Source organism: Massilia cavernae, from assembly GCF_003590855.1.
Classification (GTDB): Bacteria; Pseudomonadota; Gammaproteobacteria; order Burkholderiales; family Burkholderiaceae_D; genus Telluria_A; species Telluria_A cavernae.
This window is the reverse complement of record NZ_QYUP01000141.1, coordinates 1-16,473: the sequence shown is the minus strand read 5'-3', so window position 1 is coordinate 16,473 and position 16,473 is coordinate 1. Positions and strand designations below refer to the sequence as shown.

The window sequence follows — 16,473 nt, the reverse complement described above, 5'->3', positions numbered from 1 at the left end:
GGTTTATTCCACCGAAACTGGCCGCATGTGCCCTGAATGCCGCAACCCGCTCGCGGCCTGCACCTGCAAGTCAAAGTCGGCGCCAATCGGCGACGGCAACGTAAAGGTCATGCTGCAGACCAAAGGGCGGGGCGGCAAAGCGGTCACCTTGGTCAAAGGCCTTGCCCTCGACGCCGCCGAACTGGCCCAACTGGGCAAGCAACTGCGCTCCGCCTGCGGCTCCGGCGGCACCGTCAAGGACGGCGTGCTCGAAGTGCAGGGCGACCACTGCGACCTGGTCATGGCCGAACTGGTGAAACGCGGCTTCAAGCCGAAGCGCGCCGGGGGCTAGTCCTTCGGCTTCCCCGGCTCCGGCAACGCCACGAACAAGTCCGCCACCCACTCCACGAACACCCGCACCTTAGCCGACAAGTGCCGGTTCTGCGGATACACCGCATGGACCGGCAGCGGCTCTGTCGTCCAATCCGGCAGGATGACCTCGATCTGGCCCGACGCGATCAGCGGGTCCGCAACAACGGTCGCCATCTGCACGATGCCCAGCCCCGTCAGCCCTGCGCTGGTGTAGACCGTCGAATCGTTCACGGCCAGGCTGGCAGGCGTCGCAATGTTGAGCGTTTCGCCATCGCGCGAGAAATCCCAGTCGTACACCTTGCCGGTCTTCGATGAAAAGTAGTTCACGCAGCGGTGCCGAAGCAGGTCGTTCGGATGGCTCGGGCGCCCATGCTTCGCAAGATAGGCAGGACTCGCGCATGTGACGAACTCGATCATGCCAAGCCGCCGCGCGATCAGACCCGAATCCGGCAATACTCCACCCCGGATCGCCAGGTCCACCCCTTCCTCGATCAGGTCGACCGGCCGGTCGCCGCAGCCCATGTCCACGCGGATGTCCGGGTAGCGTGCGAAAAAATCGGGCAGCTTCGGAATCAGCATGGCGTTCGCGAGCCCGGTCGACACGTCGATGCGCAGGCGCCCGCTCGGGCTGAGGCGGTTGTGCGACAGCGATTCCTCCGCCTCCTTCACGTCCGACAGGATTCGCACGCAACGTTCATAATAGGCGGCGCCGTCGCTGGTCACGTTCACCTGCCGTGTTGTGCGGTGCAGCAACTTGACCGCCAGCGCCTGTTCCAATCCCTGCACGAGGGTGGACACCGTCGCCTTCGGCAGCTGCAGGTTTTCCGCCGCGCGCGTGAATCCTCCGGCGTCGACTACCTGCACAAACACTTCCATCGCCTGCAATTTATTCATAATGCCTCGTATTGTTCAAATTCCTGAACAATCAATTCGGATTTGCCATCTTTATCGGATTGTAGATCGAATATACAGTGTACGTACTGCTTGAAGAAAAGCTGCTGTATCTGGAATCGAGGGAGATGGTCATGCGTTATCAAAACCGAATCGTTGCTGTTGCTACTGTCCTGCTGGGCGTGCTCATGCTCGCCGGTACCGCATTCACCGGCCATTTCCCGCAAGCCACGCGTGCCGAGGCAGTCGGTTTTGATGCACTCGCACATAACCTGTTCGCCGCCGGACAACCGCAGCCGGCGAAGGGAAGCGCGCGATGAACGCTCCGCTCGAAGCGCTGACCGTGATCTGCCGCGAGCTGGAAGTCGGCGGCGCTGAGCGCCCGCTCGCCGCCCGCCTGTACTCGGCCGATAGCTCGCGCAAGAAGAAGGACCGCCTGATGGTGTTCTTCCACGGCGGCGGTTTTGTCGGCGGCGACCTGGAAGAAGGCGACGAGTTCCTGCGCCACCTGGTCGAATGCGCCCCGGATTACGTGGTGCTGGCCTCCACCTACACGCTCGCGGGCGAACGCCCGTTCCCGGCAGCCGTCGAAGACGCGCATGCGGTGCTGATGTGGGCTAAGAAAAACAAGGCCAGCATCGGCTGGAACGGCAAAAGCATGGTGGTAGCGGGCATCGAGGCCGGCGCCAACCTCGCCGCCGTCTGCGCGCTGATGGCGCGCGACCGCGGCGCGCCGCCGCTGGCGGGCCAGGTGCTGGTGATGCCGATGCTCGATCCTGGCCTGACCACCTGCTCGATGCGCGACGTCCCGCCGGGCGCCGAGACGCTCGAAGTAGCGCAAAGCTGCGCCGCCAGCTACCGCGGCTACCTGCCGAATGCCGCCGACCGTACCCACCCGTATGCGTCGCCGCTGGCGTCGAGCCGGCTAAAAAACCTGCCGCCCGCGCTGATCCTGTCCGCCGACGACGATCCATTGCGCGATGAAGCCGAACAATACGGCGCCAAGCTCACCAGCTCCGGCGTCGCCACCACCATGAAACGCCTGGCCGCCGACTCCGTGCAGGATGCCGCGGCACGTAACGAGTGCGCCTGCGAGGTAGCCGCGCTTTCCGAAATTACCCGCTTCCTCATCGCACTGGCCGGACCTCCTTCCGCCTCCTGACGCCACACCGCTTTCCACCCCTGTGACGCCTTTTTGAAGGCGTCCGGGGACCGCTTTGCCTTTGACTTTGTATCCGGCCGTTTTTCGGCGCGGTAGGGAGTCGCTTTTTCTCAGAAAAGGAACAACCATGAAAAACGTCCAACGACTCTCCACCCTGGCCCGGCCGCTTGCCGCCGCGATGGCGATGGCAGGGCTGGCAGCCCTCGGGCTGGCCGGATGCGACACCGCCACCGCCAACACGGCCGCCGCCGCACCCGCCGCGCCGCCGATCACCGCAGCCACCGTCATCGTGCGCCAGGTCACGGAGACGCAGGAATTCTCGGGCCGCCTGGAAGCCGTGGAACGGGTCGACATCCGCGCCCGCGTCGGCGGCTTCATCACCAGTGTCAATTTCAAGCCGGGCAGTGTCGTGAAAAAAGGCGACGTGCTGTTCGAGATCGATTCGCGCCCGTTCCAGGCCGAAGCCAGCCGCGCGGAAGCCGCCGCCAATTCGGCGGCAGCCCGTGCCGGCCTGGCAAAGCTGGAGCTCGACCGCTCGGAACGCCTGCTGGCGGACAAGGCGATCGCCCAGCGCGAGTACGACGAAAAGGCGTCGTCGGTGAAGGAGCTCGACGCCAACGTGCGCGCCGCGCAGGCTTCGCTGCAGGCGGCGCGCCTGAACCTGGCCTACACCCGCGTTACCTCGCCGATCGGCGGGCGGGTATCGAAGGCGGAAGTCACCACCGGCAACCTGGTGGACGGCGCCGTGATCCTGACCTCGGTGGTGTCGAACAATCCGATCTACGCCACCTTCGACGGCGACGAGGCGACCTACCTGCGCGTGGGCCGCGACGCCCAGCGCGGCGCGCCGGTCACGGTCAAGGTCGGCCTGGCCAACGAGAGCGGCTTCCCGCACGAAGGCAAGCTGGAATTCGTCGACAACCGGCTTGACACGTCCACCGGCAGCGTGCGCATGCGCGCCACCTTCGACAACGCCGACAACACGCTGGTACCCGGCCTGTTCGCGCGCGTGCAGCTTGGCGGCACCGAAGGCGGCAAGGCCACTGCGGTGCTGATCAGCGAGCGCGCCGTCGGCACCGACCAGAACCGCAAATTCGTGTACGTGATCGGCGATGGCAACAAGGCCGAATACCGTCCGGTGGTGCTGGGCCCCGTCATCGACGGCCTGCGCGTCGTTCGCGACGGCGTCAAGGCAGGCGAGAAAATCGTCGTCAACGGCCTTCAGCGCGTGCAGCCCGGCGCGCCGGTCAATGCGCAGCTGGTCGCCATGGACAGCGGCCAGCCGAAGGGCGACATGAAAGTGGCCGCCGCATCCGGCAGGGAAAAGGAATAAATCATGAACTTCTCACGTTTCTTCATCGACCGGCCGATTTTCGCGGCCGTCCTGTCGATCATCATTTTCGTCGGCGGCCTGCTGTCGATCTTCAACCTGCCGGTGTCCGAGTATCCCGACGTGGTGCCGCCATCGGTGGTGGTGCGCGCGCAGTACCCGGGCGCGAACCCGAAGGTCATCGCCGAAACCGTCGCCGCACCGCTTGAGGAACAGATCAACGGCATCGAGGACATGCTGTACATGTCCTCGCAGTCGACCTCCGACGGCGCGCTGGCGCTGACCGTGACCTTCAAGGTCGGCACCGACGTCGAGCAGGCCGAGTCGCAGGTGCAGAACCGCATCCAGCGCGCCTTGCCGCGCTTGCCGGAAGAGGTGCGCCAGATCGGCGTCACTGCGGTAAAAAGCTCGCCCAACCTGACCATGGTGGTGCACCTGGTGTCGCCCAAGGGCCGGTACGACGACGTCTACCTGCGCAACTACGCGGTGCTGAACGTGAAGGACCAGCTGGCGCGCATCAACGGCATGGGCGAGGTGCAGCTGTTCGGCGCCGGCGACTACGCCATGCGCATCTGGCTCGACCCTCAAAAGGTGGCGGCGCGCGGCATGACCGCGTCCGACGTCGTGGCGGCGGTGCGCGAGCAGAACGTGCAGGTCGCGGCCGGCGTGGTCGGCGAGTCGCCGTCGAAGGACGCGCAGTTCCAGCTGACCGTGAACACGCAGGGACGGCTCGCCTCCGTCGAGGAATTCGGAAACATCATTGTCCGCACCGGCGCCGACGGCGCCATCACCCACCTGAAAGACGTGGCGCGGCTGGAACTGGGTTCCAATTCCTACTCGCTGCGTTCGCTGCTGAACAACAAATCGGCGGCCGCGATCGGCGTTTTCGAGGCGCCCGGCGCGAACGCGCTGCAACTTTCGGCCGACGTGCGCGCCACGATGGCACAGCTGAAGAAGGACTTCCCGGAAGATGTCGACTTCAGCGTTGTCTACGACCCGACCGAATTCGTGCGCGATTCGATCAAGGCGGTCATCATCACGCTGCTTGAAGCGGTCGCGCTGGTTGTCCTGGTGGTGATCGTGTTCCTGCAGACCTGGCGCGCATCGATCATTCCGTTGCTAGCGGTGCCGGTGTCGATTGTCGGCACCTTTGCCGTTATGCAGGGCTTCGGTTTCTCCATCAATACGCTGACGCTGTTCGGACTGGTGCTGGCGATCGGCATCGTCGTCGATGACGCCATCGTGGTCGTGGAAAACGTCGAACGCAATATCGAATCGGGACTGACGCCGCGCGAAGCGACCGTCCAGGCCATGAAGGAAGTCAGCGGCCCGATCATCGCCATCGCGCTGGTGCTGTGCGCCGTGTTCGTCCCGATTGCGTTCGTGTCCGGCCTGTCCGGCCAGTTCTACCGCCAGTTCGCGCTGACCATCGCCATTTCGACCGTCATCTCGGCATTCAGCTCGCTGACCCTGTCGCCGGCACTGGCCGCCGCGCTGCTCAAGCCGCACGACGCACCGAAGGATGCGCTGACACGCCTGATGGACAAGCTGTTCGGCCGCTTCTTCGCGTGGTTCAACCGCTTCTTCGGCCGCGCCTCCACCCGCTACGAGGGCGGCGTGAATACTGTCCTGAAGCGCAAGGGCATCTCGGTCGCCGTGTACGTGCTGCTGACGATCGCCGCGGTGTTCATGTTCAAGGCGGTGCCTAGCGGTTTCGTGCCGGCGCAGGACAAGCAGTACCTGGTCGGCTTCGCGCAATTGCCGGATGCGGCTTCGCTGGAGCGCACCGACGCGGTCATCCGCCGCATGTCGGACATCGCATCGAACGTGCCGGGCGTGGAATCGTCGGTGGCCTTCCCCGGCCTGTCGATCAACGGCTTCACCAATGCGCCCAACGCCGGCATCGTGTTCACCACGCTCAAGCCGTTCGACCAGCGCAAGGGCAAGGGCCTGTCCGGCGCCGAGATCGCGCAGGAGATCAACAAGCGCATGGGCGAAGTCCAGGACGCCTTCATCATGGTGTTCCCGCCACCTCCGGTCAACGGCCTGGGCACCATCGGCGGATTCAAGATGATGGTCGAGGACCGCGCCAACGTCGGCTACGATGAGTTGTACAAATCGGTGCAGGCGCTGCAGGGCAAGGCATGGCAGGACAAGCAGCTGGCCGGCGTGTTCTCCAGCTTCCAGATCAACGTGCCGCAGCTGTTCGCGGACGTCGACCGCGTCAAGGCCAAGCAGCTTGGCGTGCCGCTGGCGACGATCTACCAGACGCTCCAGATCAATCTCGGCTCGATGTACGTGAACGACTTCAACCAGTTCGGCCGCACCTACCAGGTGCGGGTGCAGGCCGACGCGCAGTTCCGTTCGCAGGCCGAGCAGATCGCGCAGCTGAAGGTACGCAACGACAAAGGCGAGATGATTCCGCTGTCTTCCTTGATGACGCTGAAGGACAGCTATGGCCCGGACCGCGTGCAGCGCTACAACGCCTACGTCTCGGCCGACATCAACGGCGGCCCGGCCCCGGGAGTGTCGTCGGGCCAGGCCCAGGCCGCGCTGGAAAAAATCGCCGCCGAAGCGCTGCCGAAAGGCGTGAGCTTCGAATGGACCGAATTGACCTACCAGGAGATTTTGTCCGGTAACACGATGGTCCTGGTGTTCCCGCTATGCGTGCTGCTGGTGTTCCTGGTGCTCGCGGCGCAGTACGAAAGCTGGACGCTGCCGCTGGCCGTGATCCTGATCGTGCCGATGTCGATCCTGTGCGCGCTCATCGGTGTCAAGCTGACCGGCGGCGACAACAACATCTTCACGCAGATCGCACTGTTCGTACTCGTGGGGCTGGCGTCGAAGAACGCGATCCTGATCGTCGAATTCGCACGCGAGCTGGAAGACCATGGCCGCACCGCCGTCCAGGCCGCGCTGGAAGCTTGCCGCCTGCGCCTGCGCCCGATCCTGATGACGTCCATCGCTTTCATCATGGGCGTGGTGCCGCTGGTGTTCTCGAGCGGCGCGGGTTCCGAGATGCGCCATGCGATGGGCGTGGCGGTCTTCGGCGGCATGCTGGGCGTAACCTTCTTCGGCCTGTTCCTGACGCCGGTGTTCTACGTCCTGCTGCGCACCTTCGCCAACGGCTTTGCAAAGAAAACCCCCGCGGCCTCCGCCGCGAAACTGGAAGGAACACTGTGATGAACACACTCACGACACGCATCGCGCCACTGCTCGCGGCGCTGCTGCTAGCAGCCTGCTCCACGGTGCCGGAACTGAAGCAGCCGGAAATCGAGATGCCGGCCGCGTTCAAGGAACCGTCGCAGCCGCTGGTGGCTGCCGACGGCAGCAGCTGGAAGCCCGCGCAGCCTGCGGAAGCGCAGGCGCGCGGCCAGTGGTGGCTGGCGTTCAACGACAGCGCCCTGAACGCCCTTATCTTCGACGCCACCCGCGCCAACGCCAGCCTCGCGGTGGCCGCGGCACGGGTCAAGCAGGCGAGGGCCATCGCGGGCATCACCGACGCCGACCGCAGCGTGCAGCTTGGCGCCGGCGCGGGCGCACAGAGGTCGCGCGGGAATGGAACCTCCTACCAGGCCGGGCTGAGCGCAAGTTATGAGGTCGACCTGTTCGGCCGGCTGGGCGCCGCCAGCAGCGCCGCGCAAGCCGATGTGCAGGCGTCGGAAGCGACGTACAAGTCCGTGTTGCTGGCCCTACAGGCCGATGTGGCGCAGACCTACTTCCTGCTGCGGGAGACCGATGCGGAGCTGGACACGCTGAACCGCACCGTCGACCTGCGCGCGCAAAGCGTGAAGGTCAACCAGAGCCGCTACGACAACGGCGACATCGGTGAATTCGACCTGGCCCGCGCGAAGACCGAGCTGGCGACCGCCAAGGCGGAAGCGATCGGCGTGCAACGCAGGCGCGCGCAACAGGAGCATGCGCTGGCTGTCCTGCTGGGCAAACCGGCGGCGAACTTCACGGCCGATGCGAACCCGCTGGCCGATGCGGTACCGTTGCCGTCGATTCCGGCCGGCCTGCCATCGAAGCTGCTGGAACGCCGCCCTGACATCACTGCCGCGCAGCGCGCGATGATCGCATCGAATGCGCGCATCGGCGCCGCGAAGGCGGCCATGTTTCCGGCGCTGGCGCTCACCGGCGATGCTGGCGGAGCGTCGGCCGGGCTGTCCGACCTGTTCAAGTGGAGCAGCCGTTCATGGGTGCTGGGCGCGCTGATGTCGGTGCCCTTGCTCGATGGTGGCCGCAACAAGGCCAACGTCGCGCGCAGCGAAGCGGTGCTGGAGGAATCGGTCGCCGCCTACCGCCAGAGTGTGCTGGTGGCGTTCGCTGATGTCGAGGACAACCTGGCCGGCCTGCGCATCCTGGCAGGGCAGGCGGAGCAGGTGGATGCGGCCGTGGTGTCGGCGCGCCGGTCGGCCGATCTCGCGCGCAAGCTGTATGACGCGGGGCGATCCAGCTATTTGGATTTGCTCGATGCGCAGCGCAACCTGGCGGCAGTGGAACGCAGCGCGGTGCAGTTGCGCGGCGACCGCGCGGTGACGACGGTGGCCTTGATCCGGTCACTTGGTGGGGGCTGGGAATGATGGTTTAACTGTCGCCACAATGTGCAATAGATGGACCGTGCCGCAATCCACCCGATTGCAGTTCGCTCCATCTTCCGCGCGAGACACTGAGAATTACTGCTCCTTCCTACACGGATTTGGCAACAGCTGCAAGCTTGTCCCTCTCAAACTCAGATTCGCAAAGATGTATCTGCGTCGCTCTGCCCTAGGGAAGCGCTGATCAATTGACGTTTCTGGCGCCGCGTCCGTTTTTCGAACAGACGGATTCATCCAACTGCGCGATTGCGGAATCGGCACTACCAGAAATCGCTTCTATTCGGTAAATCGGCCCTGCATTTCGCGCTTTTGCGCGCTCAAGACGCAACTCGGGATTCAGATATCGTGAACCGCCTACCCACCAGGAGCAGATTGGCAAAGCCGAACAACGTGAACAGTTGTGCGGTGTTCTTCGCCAAGCCACGGTAGCGAACCTTGCGATGACGGAACAGGTTCTTCACGACATGGAACGGATGCTCCACCTTTGCCCGCACGCTGGCCTTGAGATGTTCGAGTTTTTCCATCCTGCGTCCAAGCTTGTTGTTGGGCAGCGCCTTGCGTTTGGAGCGCTTCATCGCGACATGCCAGGTGACCGCCTTGCCTTGGTTCTCTTCGCGCTTTTCCACGCCCTGGTAGCCTGCGTCGCCGAGTGCGGCCACTTCGTCGCCATGCAGCAGCGCGTGCGCTTGCGTTACGTCGCTGACGTTGCCGGCGGTGACGACGACGGTGTGCGTCAACCCCGACGTAGCATCAACGCCGATATGGGCCTTGAGGCCGAAGTGCCAATCATTCCCCTTCTTCGACTGGTGCATTTCCGCATCGCGCTTCTTGTCTTTGTTCTTGGTCGATGGGGACGCTGCGATCAGCGTTGCATCGACAATCGTACCCTCGCGCATGATCAAACCCTTCTCCGCCAAGTGGCCGTTGATCGTGTCAAAGATCTTGCGCGTCAGTTCATTTTTCTCAAGTAGTCGGCGGAATTTCAGCAAGGTCGTTGCGTCCGGAGCGGATTCGCGATTGAGGTCAATGCCGACGAAACCACGGATCGCCTGGCTATCGTAGATCGCGTCCTCAATGCCCTCGTCGGACAATCCAAAGCACTGCTGGGCCACGTACATGCGCAGCATGCGCGCCAGTCCAACCGGCGGGCGTCCAGCACCTACAACCTTTGGATAGAAGGGCTCGATCAGTTGATGCAATTGCGACCAAGGCGTCACCTTGTCGATCTCAGCCAGGAAGCGATCACGCCGCGTCAGCTTTTTCTTGGCTGCGTATTCGAGGTCGGAAAAACTCTTCTGCATGGTCGACTGGTCAATGGTGAACGTGGCATCATTGTCTCAGGTCTTGCGCGCCGTCGGAACCGGCCCCGGGGAATAAATCAGCGTTTCCCTAGCCCAATTTCTCCAATGCTTCAACAATAAGTTTGCAAGCGGCGTGGTGCTGTGGCGACCGCGCCGCATAGCGCTGGAACTGTGCGATTACGTTGTCATCTGCTTCCGGCGAAGGGATTCGCAAGAAATTTGCATATTTTTGCAAATTTGCAGATACGACTTTGAAATCGCCAGCTTCGAATCTGGACAGTTGGCCGAAGTGTATTCCCGTTCTTTTAGAGATATTGACCAGCGTTTCCCGTCGCTCCTCGCGAGCGCGCCTGAGCTCACTACCGAATGTCGCGGCACTTGATGGATCGATAGACTTGAACTTTCTCATGATTTTGCATATTATATACAAATATTTGCAAATTTGGAGTGGTTAATGGCCGTGTACGTGGATGATGAATGCATCGAGTGGCGCGGCAAGGTGTGGTGCCACATGGTCGCTGACACACCCGAAGAACTTCACATATTCGCTGCTCGCATCGGACTGAAACGCGTTTGGTTTCAGAGTCAGTCAAATTACCCCCACTACGACATCACACTATCCGTTCGAGGGAGGGCGTTGCAGCTTGGCGCAATCCTAGCCGACAGGCCGACACTGCTTTCATGCGCACGTGAACTTAAACGGCAGATCGCTGTCCAGCAAGAGGTGCCGGCAGCGCAACTGACCTTAGTTTTCTAATATTCCGAAGGACATATGCCTATCACTCCGCAGTTCCCCGACCTCTTGCTAGTCGACTATCAAGCACGCTCAGCGTATACAGACCAGTTTGAGGGCGATCAGGAAGCAATTAGCCAACTCCGTTATGGGTTCTTCGGAGAAGTTGGCGGCCTGCTATCGGCAGTGAAAAAATTTCATCGAGAGAAGCCTCTTTCATCCTCACGGCAGGAGAGTGCCGAGGAAGAGATTGGCGATGCTCTATGGTACCTTGCCGCCCTGGTTCGGCGCAGCGGCCTTGATTTTGACAGCGTGGGAGAAGAGGCCGTTACGCATTTACAAAGGCGTTTGGGTTTGGCGAGTGCTGAGCGCTCAGCAAATGGAATAAGTTTCAGCCAGATCGACGGCTTGATCGCATTTCAGAAAGACCGAATGCCCAACGATTTCGGAACTCTGCTCTACGAGCTAGCAGGGAGAACGGGTGGACTATTTGCGAATTTTCATTCCACAGCCGGCGAACTCGTCTGTCCAAGCAACGTTGAACTATACGGTCGACTACTTGAGCTATTAGCGCTAGTTGCGGCAACTTTCGACTTGCGCCTGACCGGTGTGGCGGCTAGCAATCTCAAGAAGATCGAGTCGCGGTGGAAGCCCGAGTCGGCAATGTACCGACCGTTCTTCGACAGCGACTTCCCAGAATATGAGCAGTTGCCGCGCGAATTTGAGATCGAGTTTATCGAGCGCCAAGTCAAAACAAAGGACATGGTGATTCAACGGTGGCGCGGCGTAAACATCGGAGATCCGCTGACCGACAACCGACTCGACGGGGATCACTACCGCTTTCACGATGTATTTCATTTCGCCTATGTGGCGCATCTGGGCTGGTCACCAGTTATCCGAGGACTACTTAAGCTCAAGCGAAAGAGCCGCTCAGAGATCGACGAGAACGAAGATGGGGCCCGAGCAATGATTATTGAAGAGGGAATTGCGACCTGGATCTTTAATCACGCACGTGATACAGGAGGTTTTTTCGAAGATGTTCAAGTGGGAAAGCTTGAGTACGCGTTGCTTAAGCAGGTCGAAAGCATGGTTACGGGCTACGAAGTAGACAAATGCCCCTTATGGCAGTGGGAGCGCGCTATCCTCGACGGCTTCTCGGTGTTCAGACAGCTGAGAGACAACCACGGGGGCATCGTCAAAATAAACATGCATGATCATTCAATTACGTATCTCGGAAAGTTTGGAAAATGAACGCAAAGGAATTCGTCGCCGCGCTAGCCGACATCCGCCTGCCGAACGTCTTTAATCCGTATGCTGACCAATGCGGTGCTTGTGACTTGGACAACGCAGCGTCGGTCCGAAAAATAAATTTGACATCGTATCTAAACACAGTCCGGGATATCGGCGTCGAAACCATATGGATGGGACGCGACCTTGGGTATCGAGGCGGCCGGCGCACTGGCTTGGCTCTGACTGATGAGTCGCATCTGGCGGAATTCGCTGCCAGATATCCTGGCAGCACTCCAAAGCGCGCAACCCGCGGGCCTTTAGTCGCAGAACGCACGGCCACAGAAATCTGGGCTGCCATCTCTGCACTTCCTCACCCCCCGCTACTTTGGAATGTATTTCCTTTCCACCCGCACGAACGGGAAGACGAGATGACCAACCGCCGGTATGCTGCATATGAACTGCAGGCGGTCGATGGGCTGAATCGCGAACTGGTTAGCTGGCTCAAGATTCGCAGAATCGTTTGCATCGGACAGGACGCTGCGAAGTATGCTGGTTCGTTCGGCGTGGAAGTCGAGTGTATTCGGCACCCCAGCTACGGTGGCGTGAGCGACTTTAGATCTGGCATTGAGAGACTCTATGGGCCGGTTCTCCAAAGGGCGAAGCTAACTCAGCCAACACTCTTCTAATTTGACTTGTACGAAGCGAGTAATTTCCTCGTCGCTGCGAGGCCCCCCCATGTACTTGCATCTAGCGTCGCCAACGTTGAGATGCAGGTTAGCCGCCCAACCTCGAGTTCAGCTTCGGTGGCCACAAAGTCCAACAGACGCGCCAGCCCCACCAAATTGCCCAATGCACGCGCGCAATAGTGGTGTGATCGATAGATAGCTGTCAGGTTCACCTTTGTCGTATCCACGAGTTTAAAGCTCACGTGACTCAGACAGGGTCGATTACGACTTGCTCTAGCATCAAATGCTGCGTTATACGTAGGAATATCCCCGCCGTCGCCAAATCCGTCCAAGATTGGAATGAGATCCGCCTCTGGATCACTGAGATTAAGCTCATAAGCTGACTTGAAGCACTGGCGCGACTTGCCGTTGGCGCGCAACTTCTCCACCAGGAGATTCAGTGGATTGATAGTCGAGATGCCATCCTTTGCTGGACGCGATATCATGCGCTCAGCATATGTACCCCAGGTGCCCGACTTTTTCCCTCTGTCCAACGAAGTCAAATATTTCTTGTACATTGCTGGACGCCCGTGTCGGATATACATCCGGTGAGGAAAAATCGTTGACGCTACGGTGTCTAATGTCAGATCGCATTCCGTCGACGCCCTGAGCGCCGCGTCAATTTCTTTAAGAAAAATTTGATCTTCTGCTGTCACGGAAATCGGATCAGAAATCTCAAGAACTAAATTCATGTCGCTGCGCTCGGGAGAGTGAAGCAAGTGTGTTGCCGCCGCATGCCATATCGGAACTACGCGAGTACCAGTGCTACCGTCGAAGAGTTTGGCCATGATTAACAGATAAAAGATGCGACAAGATGAGTTGTCAAAAAACGCTCTGGAAGCCAAGCGTGCCCGTTGTTACCCCAGCTTTCGCCCCAACTGTTACGGATGAGCACGAAGCGCTCATTCGTCGCGGGATTGAGACCGAGCCCAACACCCAAAACCGCGTGCAAGTCGTTAGTGTACGAAGTCGAGTATTCGATTATGCCGTGCTGAACCGAAAACCACCCGTCGGTCAGCGCCATTCCCAGACACACCGGTTTCGTTGCCAGCAATGTCTGAACTACGATGTGGGTAACCGCGCCGGATTGCTTGATAACACACGCATGCAACTTCCCATCAATCGAGGGTGGGGGTTTCATCGGCTGGTCATGCTGCGTTGCCTGATATGGGTAGGCGCTTTCAAACGGTTGTCCGGGAGCTGCGAGTGCGATAGCTACTGCTGGAATATCTAGCCCCTGCCCAGTTGCCCAATTCGGTGTCGCAGCCGCGGCATGATGTGCCAGATACTCGACGCTTAGGTGATCGGTCAAGCCGTTCTCACGTTGGTTGAAGTCGGACGAGGCAAATGCCAGACACATGCCACGCGTATGCTGGTTACGTATCGCGCCAAGCGTCGTTGAAAAGTCGACAAGCGTCTCTATCATGCGGTCGCCTTCACTTCCGCTACACGTCGACTGCGTTCCTTTCGATCTAGACCGACGCCAAATTGCTCAAACTCGGCATTGAACATACACTCGTTTTCCCCTCCTCCAGGAGCGCTCTTTTCCCAAGGTCGACGTTGATGCATCACGAAGGATTCGCGCTCGGCGTCATTTTCGTGTACTTCCTGTCCCGGCGAGACAACGAAGCGGTTGGTACGCTTCGCCCCGAATATCGGATTCGGTCCGAAGTGCGTTTCTACCGACTCGCTGCGAATGTCGTTCTGCAGCGGCTCGACGACGTAACCCTTTTCGGTCACATCATCCAAGGACCATACATATCCGGACCCAGCGTTGCTCGGTAAGTCGAAGACAAAATGATCTGACCTGTGAGGTTCTAAGATTAACTCGCGGTCGCACTGATTGACCAGCCACACATCCCCCGCGTCATCCGGTACTTCGCCGCCCGTAAGGTGCGCTTTTACCTTCTTCGGCGAGATGCGCACCAGTTCCTGCGCAACCGCCCACCCGATTATTTTCATACGATATAGAGTCCATATGGTCGAGGTAAAGCTTGTTCCTAAGCGAAGGGAAAGCTGGTAGACAACGACTGGATCGGACAACGAAGTCAACCAGCCCTGCCGACTCAGGATCCTCTTAAGCAGCCAGCGTGGCACTAACAAAGAGAAGGCGAATTGGTCTGCCTGCCTTTCGACGCTGTCAGCGTCATCCCCATATTCGACGGAGAAATCAATGTGCGGCTTATGTCCAAGGAAAAAGTGCCCAAGCTCATGTGCGCATGTCATGTGGATTAGGCCGGGTCCCCGGTCGACATTGACCATGATGCCTGGGCGCCCCTCGTTAATATATGCACCCAAAAGCCTTTGTAGGGGCTGGAACATGACGGGAACTCCCGCATTTTCGGCAATGCGAACGGGATCGATGCGCGTGTAACCCTGTTCGATGCGCTTACGAACTTCAAACTCTTCCAGCACTTCATTAGCTCTGCGTGCAGCGTTGAGCAGGTCATCGCGAATTGGCATTACTTACCTCGGCGGCTCGGTTTAGACGAATTACGCAAGTACTCAGTGAAACGGTATAGCTGGTCAAGGTCCGATTCCGAAAGTCCCTGTGTTGCACGAGCCAGGAATGCAACCCGCTCATTCTCGACGGCTTCGTTGCCGGAGAGGAGTACCTCGGTAGTAACCCCGAGCAAGCTAGCGAGCTTGCTTAGTTCCAAGGCTTCAACCTTACGCATACCTGATTCGATATGTGTTACCGCTGGGCGCGATAGGCCGAGTGCAGAGGCGACTTCATCCTGCGACATGCCGACGTACTCTCGAGCTCGTCGTATACGCAAACCCAGCTCAACCCGTTGCTGGGCGTCCTCGTTAAATTGTTCGCGGCTCATGACTTTCTCTTAAGGTGCTTTACAACGGCAGCGGTAAGCTTTTCAATGAACTCTTCCTTCGTCATATACCCTCCAGCTTGGATGACCGTGTTGGGGATCTTGACGCCGGTGATCTTGTCGAGCTCAATGAGGACCTCTACAGCTGTCATGGACTCTACTGGCGCAACTAAAACATCGACAATGCTTCCACCGTCGGACGTCGGAATGGCCCTGTCTTCCCAAAAATCGTCAAGGGCTTCCTTGATTTTGGATTCCAATTCCTTCACGCCGTTCTCCTTGTATAGTTTTCAAACCCCACTGTACAAAAATCGTACACTGTATATATATCCAGGTCAAGCGACGCGTTACGGAACTCACCTATCGGCTTGACCCATGGTCTTGGGCAACGTACCCGCCCGTCAATGAGAGTCGCACCGAATACATGGTTCGCCAACAATGTCTGCTGGGGCATAGCTTCCAACACTATTTGCGGCAATAATATGGAGATGACAACCTATATCGCTCTCCTTCGCGCAGTGAATGTCGGCGGCACCGGCAAGCTGCCCATGTCCGAACTCAAGTCCATGTGCGAGTCACTGGGCTTCGAAAACGCCAGGACCTACATCGCCAGCGGCAACGTCGTCTTCGACAGTGACCTGTCCGAACAAGAGGTAGTCGAGGTCCTGTCGGCCAGCCTGGAAAAATATGCCGGGAAGCCTGTCGGCGTGATGGTCCGCACCGGTCCGGAAATGGCCGCGGTGCTGAAGGCAAACCCTTTCAAGTCCGCCGCGCCGAACCTCACCTTCGCCATCTTCCTCGATGCGAAGCCGCCTTCCGACACCATCGACAACATCCGCGGCCGCGTCGATGAAGAAGTGGAACTGGGCAAGCGCGAGATCTACGCCTCCTACCTCAGCGGCTCCGGCACATCGAAGCTTACGATTCCCGCTGCGAAAACGGGGACGGCGCGGAATATGAACACTGTGGCCAAGCTGGCGGAAATGGCCGTGGAGGCGAAACCGGCATGAAGATCGCGATCCTGTTGTTTGCGTTGGCGCCGATGGTGGCGTTCGCCTCCGCACCGTCTCCCGAAGCTGCCGCTTCCGATCTCTGGCGCTCGTTGAGCCACGGCCCTGGGCAGGGCGGCGACGGCGCGGCCGTGCGAGGCCTGTTCCATGCCGATGCCATGGTCTATGGTGGGCGCTACAAGGAAGGTGCACCGGTGTTTTCGGCGCAGAAGGCCAGCGAGTTCATGGAATCGGTCGCAACGCCTCGCGAGAATGCATTTTACGAGTGCGAAGTTACACGCGAAGTGCGGCGCTACGACCGCTTCGCCACCGTG

Annotated in this window: 19 protein-coding genes; 11 read left to right on the top strand and 8 right to left on the bottom strand. The window is 59.9% G+C overall.

The features are described 5' to 3' along the window. On the top strand, nt 1-331 hold a 331-nt coding region (locus D3872_RS18315; RefSeq protein WP_119812159.1), incomplete at its 5' end, for a translation initiation factor Sui1. Here D3872_RS18315 and D3872_RS18310 read toward each other — a convergent pair. Further along, the gene (locus D3872_RS18310) at nt 328-1,245 is read right to left on the bottom strand and encodes a LysR family transcriptional regulator (protein WP_119812157.1); all 918 of its coding nucleotides are present in this window, start codon (nt 1,243-1,245) and stop codon (nt 328-330) included. The two genes, D3872_RS18315 and D3872_RS18310, sit on opposite strands and share 4 nt — an antisense overlap. A 77-nt stretch (nt 1,246-1,322) precedes the next feature. Between D3872_RS18310 and D3872_RS25300 the strand changes: the two genes are divergently transcribed. The 5 genes from D3872_RS25300 to D3872_RS18285 all read left to right on the top strand — a co-directional run bounded on the left by D3872_RS25300 (nt 1,323) and on the right by D3872_RS18285 (nt 8,317). Then, nucleotides 1,323-1,562: a hypothetical protein gene (locus D3872_RS25300; RefSeq protein ID WP_147373916.1), complete on the top strand. Its 240-nt coding sequence runs from the start codon at nt 1,323-1,325 to the stop codon at nt 1,560-1,562. Then, nucleotides 1,559-2,404 carry an alpha/beta hydrolase gene (locus D3872_RS18300; protein ID WP_119812155.1) on the top strand — a complete coding sequence of 282 codons (846 nt, stop codon included), beginning with the start codon at nt 1,559-1,561 and terminating at the stop codon, nt 2,402-2,404. The genes D3872_RS25300 and D3872_RS18300 overlap by 4 nt, the downstream gene beginning before the upstream one ends. A 127-nt stretch (nt 2,405-2,531) precedes the next feature. After that, complete coding sequence (locus tag D3872_RS18295; RefSeq protein WP_119812154.1) at nt 2,532-3,737, top strand: efflux RND transporter periplasmic adaptor subunit; 1,206 nt, start codon at nt 2,532-2,534, stop codon at nt 3,735-3,737. 3 nt (nt 3,738-3,740) lie between these two features. Then, nucleotides 3,741-6,917, top strand: a complete 3,177-nt coding sequence (locus D3872_RS18290) for an efflux RND transporter permease subunit (protein ID WP_119812153.1) — start codon at nt 3,741-3,743, stop codon at nt 6,915-6,917. Beyond that, nucleotides 6,917-8,317 (top strand): efflux transporter outer membrane subunit, encoded by a 1,401-nt coding sequence (locus D3872_RS18285; RefSeq protein WP_119812152.1) that lies wholly within the window; start codon nt 6,917-6,919, stop codon nt 8,315-8,317. The genes D3872_RS18290 and D3872_RS18285 overlap by 1 nt, the downstream gene beginning before the upstream one ends. Before the next feature lie 332 nt (nt 8,318-8,649). Here the strand turns inward: D3872_RS18285 and D3872_RS18280 are convergent, their stop codons facing one another. After that, nucleotides 8,650-9,633: an IS5 family transposase gene (locus D3872_RS18280; protein ID WP_119812151.1), complete on the bottom strand. Its 984-nt coding sequence runs from the start codon at nt 9,631-9,633 to the stop codon at nt 8,650-8,652. Nucleotides 9,634-9,721: 88 nt separating this feature from the next. Beyond that, a complete protein-coding gene (locus D3872_RS18275) occupies nt 9,722-10,042 on the bottom strand; it encodes a helix-turn-helix domain-containing protein (RefSeq protein WP_119812150.1) in 321 nt (106 codons plus the stop codon). A 45-nt stretch (nt 10,043-10,087) separates the two neighbouring features. Between D3872_RS18275 and D3872_RS18270 the strand changes: the two genes are divergently transcribed. The 3 genes from D3872_RS18270 to D3872_RS18260 are packed head-to-tail and all read left to right on the top strand — an operon-like array spanning nt 10,088 to nt 12,282. After that, entirely contained in the window at nt 10,088-10,390 is a 303-nt protein-coding gene (locus tag D3872_RS18270; RefSeq protein WP_119812149.1) for a DUF4031 domain-containing protein, read from the top strand. A gap of 15 nt (nt 10,391-10,405) precedes the next feature. Then, nucleotides 10,406-11,617 (top strand): nucleoside triphosphate pyrophosphohydrolase family protein, encoded by a 1,212-nt coding sequence (locus D3872_RS18265; protein ID WP_119812148.1) that lies wholly within the window; start codon nt 10,406-10,408, stop codon nt 11,615-11,617. Further along, complete coding sequence (locus D3872_RS18260) at nt 11,614-12,282, top strand: uracil-DNA glycosylase (protein WP_119812147.1); 669 nt, start codon at nt 11,614-11,616, stop codon at nt 12,280-12,282. Before D3872_RS18265 ends, D3872_RS18260 begins: the two co-directional genes overlap by 4 nt. Here D3872_RS18260 and D3872_RS18255 read toward each other — a convergent pair. The 5 genes from D3872_RS18255 to D3872_RS18235 are packed head-to-tail and all read right to left on the bottom strand — an operon-like array spanning nt 12,279 to nt 15,418. After that, nucleotides 12,279-13,109: a hypothetical protein gene (locus D3872_RS18255; RefSeq protein ID WP_119812146.1), complete on the bottom strand. Its 831-nt coding sequence runs from the start codon at nt 13,107-13,109 to the stop codon at nt 12,279-12,281. The genes D3872_RS18260 and D3872_RS18255 overlap by 4 nt on opposite strands. 2 nt (nt 13,110-13,111) lie before the next feature. Then, on the bottom strand, nt 13,112-13,747 hold the full coding sequence (locus D3872_RS18250; protein ID WP_119812145.1) for a C1 family peptidase: 636 nt from the start codon (nt 13,745-13,747) through the stop codon (nt 13,112-13,114). After that, the gene (locus D3872_RS18245) at nt 13,744-14,784 is read right to left on the bottom strand and encodes an ImmA/IrrE family metallo-endopeptidase (protein WP_119812144.1); all 1,041 of its coding nucleotides are present in this window, start codon (nt 14,782-14,784) and stop codon (nt 13,744-13,746) included. Before D3872_RS18245 ends, D3872_RS18250 begins: the two co-directional genes overlap by 4 nt. After that, nucleotides 14,784-15,152: a helix-turn-helix domain-containing protein gene (locus D3872_RS18240; protein ID WP_119812143.1), complete on the bottom strand. Its 369-nt coding sequence runs from the start codon at nt 15,150-15,152 to the stop codon at nt 14,784-14,786. The genes D3872_RS18245 and D3872_RS18240 overlap by 1 nt, the downstream gene beginning before the upstream one ends. Next, complete coding sequence (locus D3872_RS18235) at nt 15,149-15,418, bottom strand: hypothetical protein (protein WP_119812142.1); 270 nt, start codon at nt 15,416-15,418, stop codon at nt 15,149-15,151. Before D3872_RS18235 ends, D3872_RS18240 begins: the two co-directional genes overlap by 4 nt. 219 nt (nt 15,419-15,637) lie before the next feature. Here D3872_RS18235 and D3872_RS18230 point away from each other — a divergent pair, with 219 nt between their 5' ends. Together D3872_RS18230 and D3872_RS18225 are read left to right on the top strand one after the other, a co-directional pair. Then, nucleotides 15,638-16,159 carry a DUF1697 domain-containing protein gene (locus D3872_RS18230; RefSeq protein WP_119812158.1) on the top strand — a complete coding sequence of 174 codons (522 nt, stop codon included), beginning with the start codon at nt 15,638-15,640 and terminating at the stop codon, nt 16,157-16,159. Then, nucleotides 16,156-16,473: hypothetical protein (locus D3872_RS18225; RefSeq protein ID WP_147373915.1), on the top strand; the 318-nt coding region annotated here is incomplete at its 3' end. The genes D3872_RS18230 and D3872_RS18225, both read left to right, overlap by 4 nt.

What these genes read in the sequence shown, in the direction of transcription:
- D3872_RS18300 (WP_119812155.1), top strand. Translation starts at nt 1,559, where the DNA reads ATGAACGCTCCGCTCGAAGCGCTGACCGTGATCTGCCGCGAGCTGGAA.
- D3872_RS18255 (WP_119812146.1), bottom strand. Translation starts at nt 13,109, where the DNA reads ATGGCCAAACTCTTCGACGGTAGCACTGGTACTCGCGTAGTTCCGATA.
- D3872_RS18295 (WP_119812154.1), top strand. Translation starts at nt 2,532, where the DNA reads ATGAAAAACGTCCAACGACTCTCCACCCTGGCCCGGCCGCTTGCCGCC.
- D3872_RS18250 (WP_119812145.1), bottom strand. Translation starts at nt 13,747, where the DNA reads ATGATAGAGACGCTTGTCGACTTTTCAACGACGCTTGGCGCGATACGT.
- D3872_RS18275 (WP_119812150.1), bottom strand. Translation starts at nt 10,042, where the DNA reads ATGAGAAAGTTCAAGTCTATCGATCCATCAAGTGCCGCGACATTCGGT.
- D3872_RS18245 (WP_119812144.1), bottom strand. Translation starts at nt 14,784, where the DNA reads ATGCCAATTCGCGATGACCTGCTCAACGCTGCACGCAGAGCTAATGAA.
- D3872_RS18240 (WP_119812143.1), bottom strand. Translation starts at nt 15,152, where the DNA reads ATGAGCCGCGAACAATTTAACGAGGACGCCCAGCAACGGGTTGAGCTG.
- D3872_RS18310 (WP_119812157.1), bottom strand. Translation starts at nt 1,245, where the DNA reads ATGAATAAATTGCAGGCGATGGAAGTGTTTGTGCAGGTAGTCGACGCC.
- D3872_RS18290 (WP_119812153.1), top strand. Translation starts at nt 3,741, where the DNA reads ATGAACTTCTCACGTTTCTTCATCGACCGGCCGATTTTCGCGGCCGTC.
- D3872_RS18265 (WP_119812148.1), top strand. Translation starts at nt 10,406, where the DNA reads ATGCCTATCACTCCGCAGTTCCCCGACCTCTTGCTAGTCGACTATCAA.
- D3872_RS18270 (WP_119812149.1), top strand. Translation starts at nt 10,088, where the DNA reads ATGGCCGTGTACGTGGATGATGAATGCATCGAGTGGCGCGGCAAGGTG.
- D3872_RS18260 (WP_119812147.1), top strand. Translation starts at nt 11,614, where the DNA reads ATGAACGCAAAGGAATTCGTCGCCGCGCTAGCCGACATCCGCCTGCCG.
- D3872_RS18285 (WP_119812152.1), top strand. Translation starts at nt 6,917, where the DNA reads ATGAACACACTCACGACACGCATCGCGCCACTGCTCGCGGCGCTGCTG.
- D3872_RS18280 (WP_119812151.1), bottom strand. Translation starts at nt 9,633, where the DNA reads ATGCAGAAGAGTTTTTCCGACCTCGAATACGCAGCCAAGAAAAAGCTG.
- D3872_RS18230 (WP_119812158.1), top strand. Translation starts at nt 15,638, where the DNA reads ATGACAACCTATATCGCTCTCCTTCGCGCAGTGAATGTCGGCGGCACC.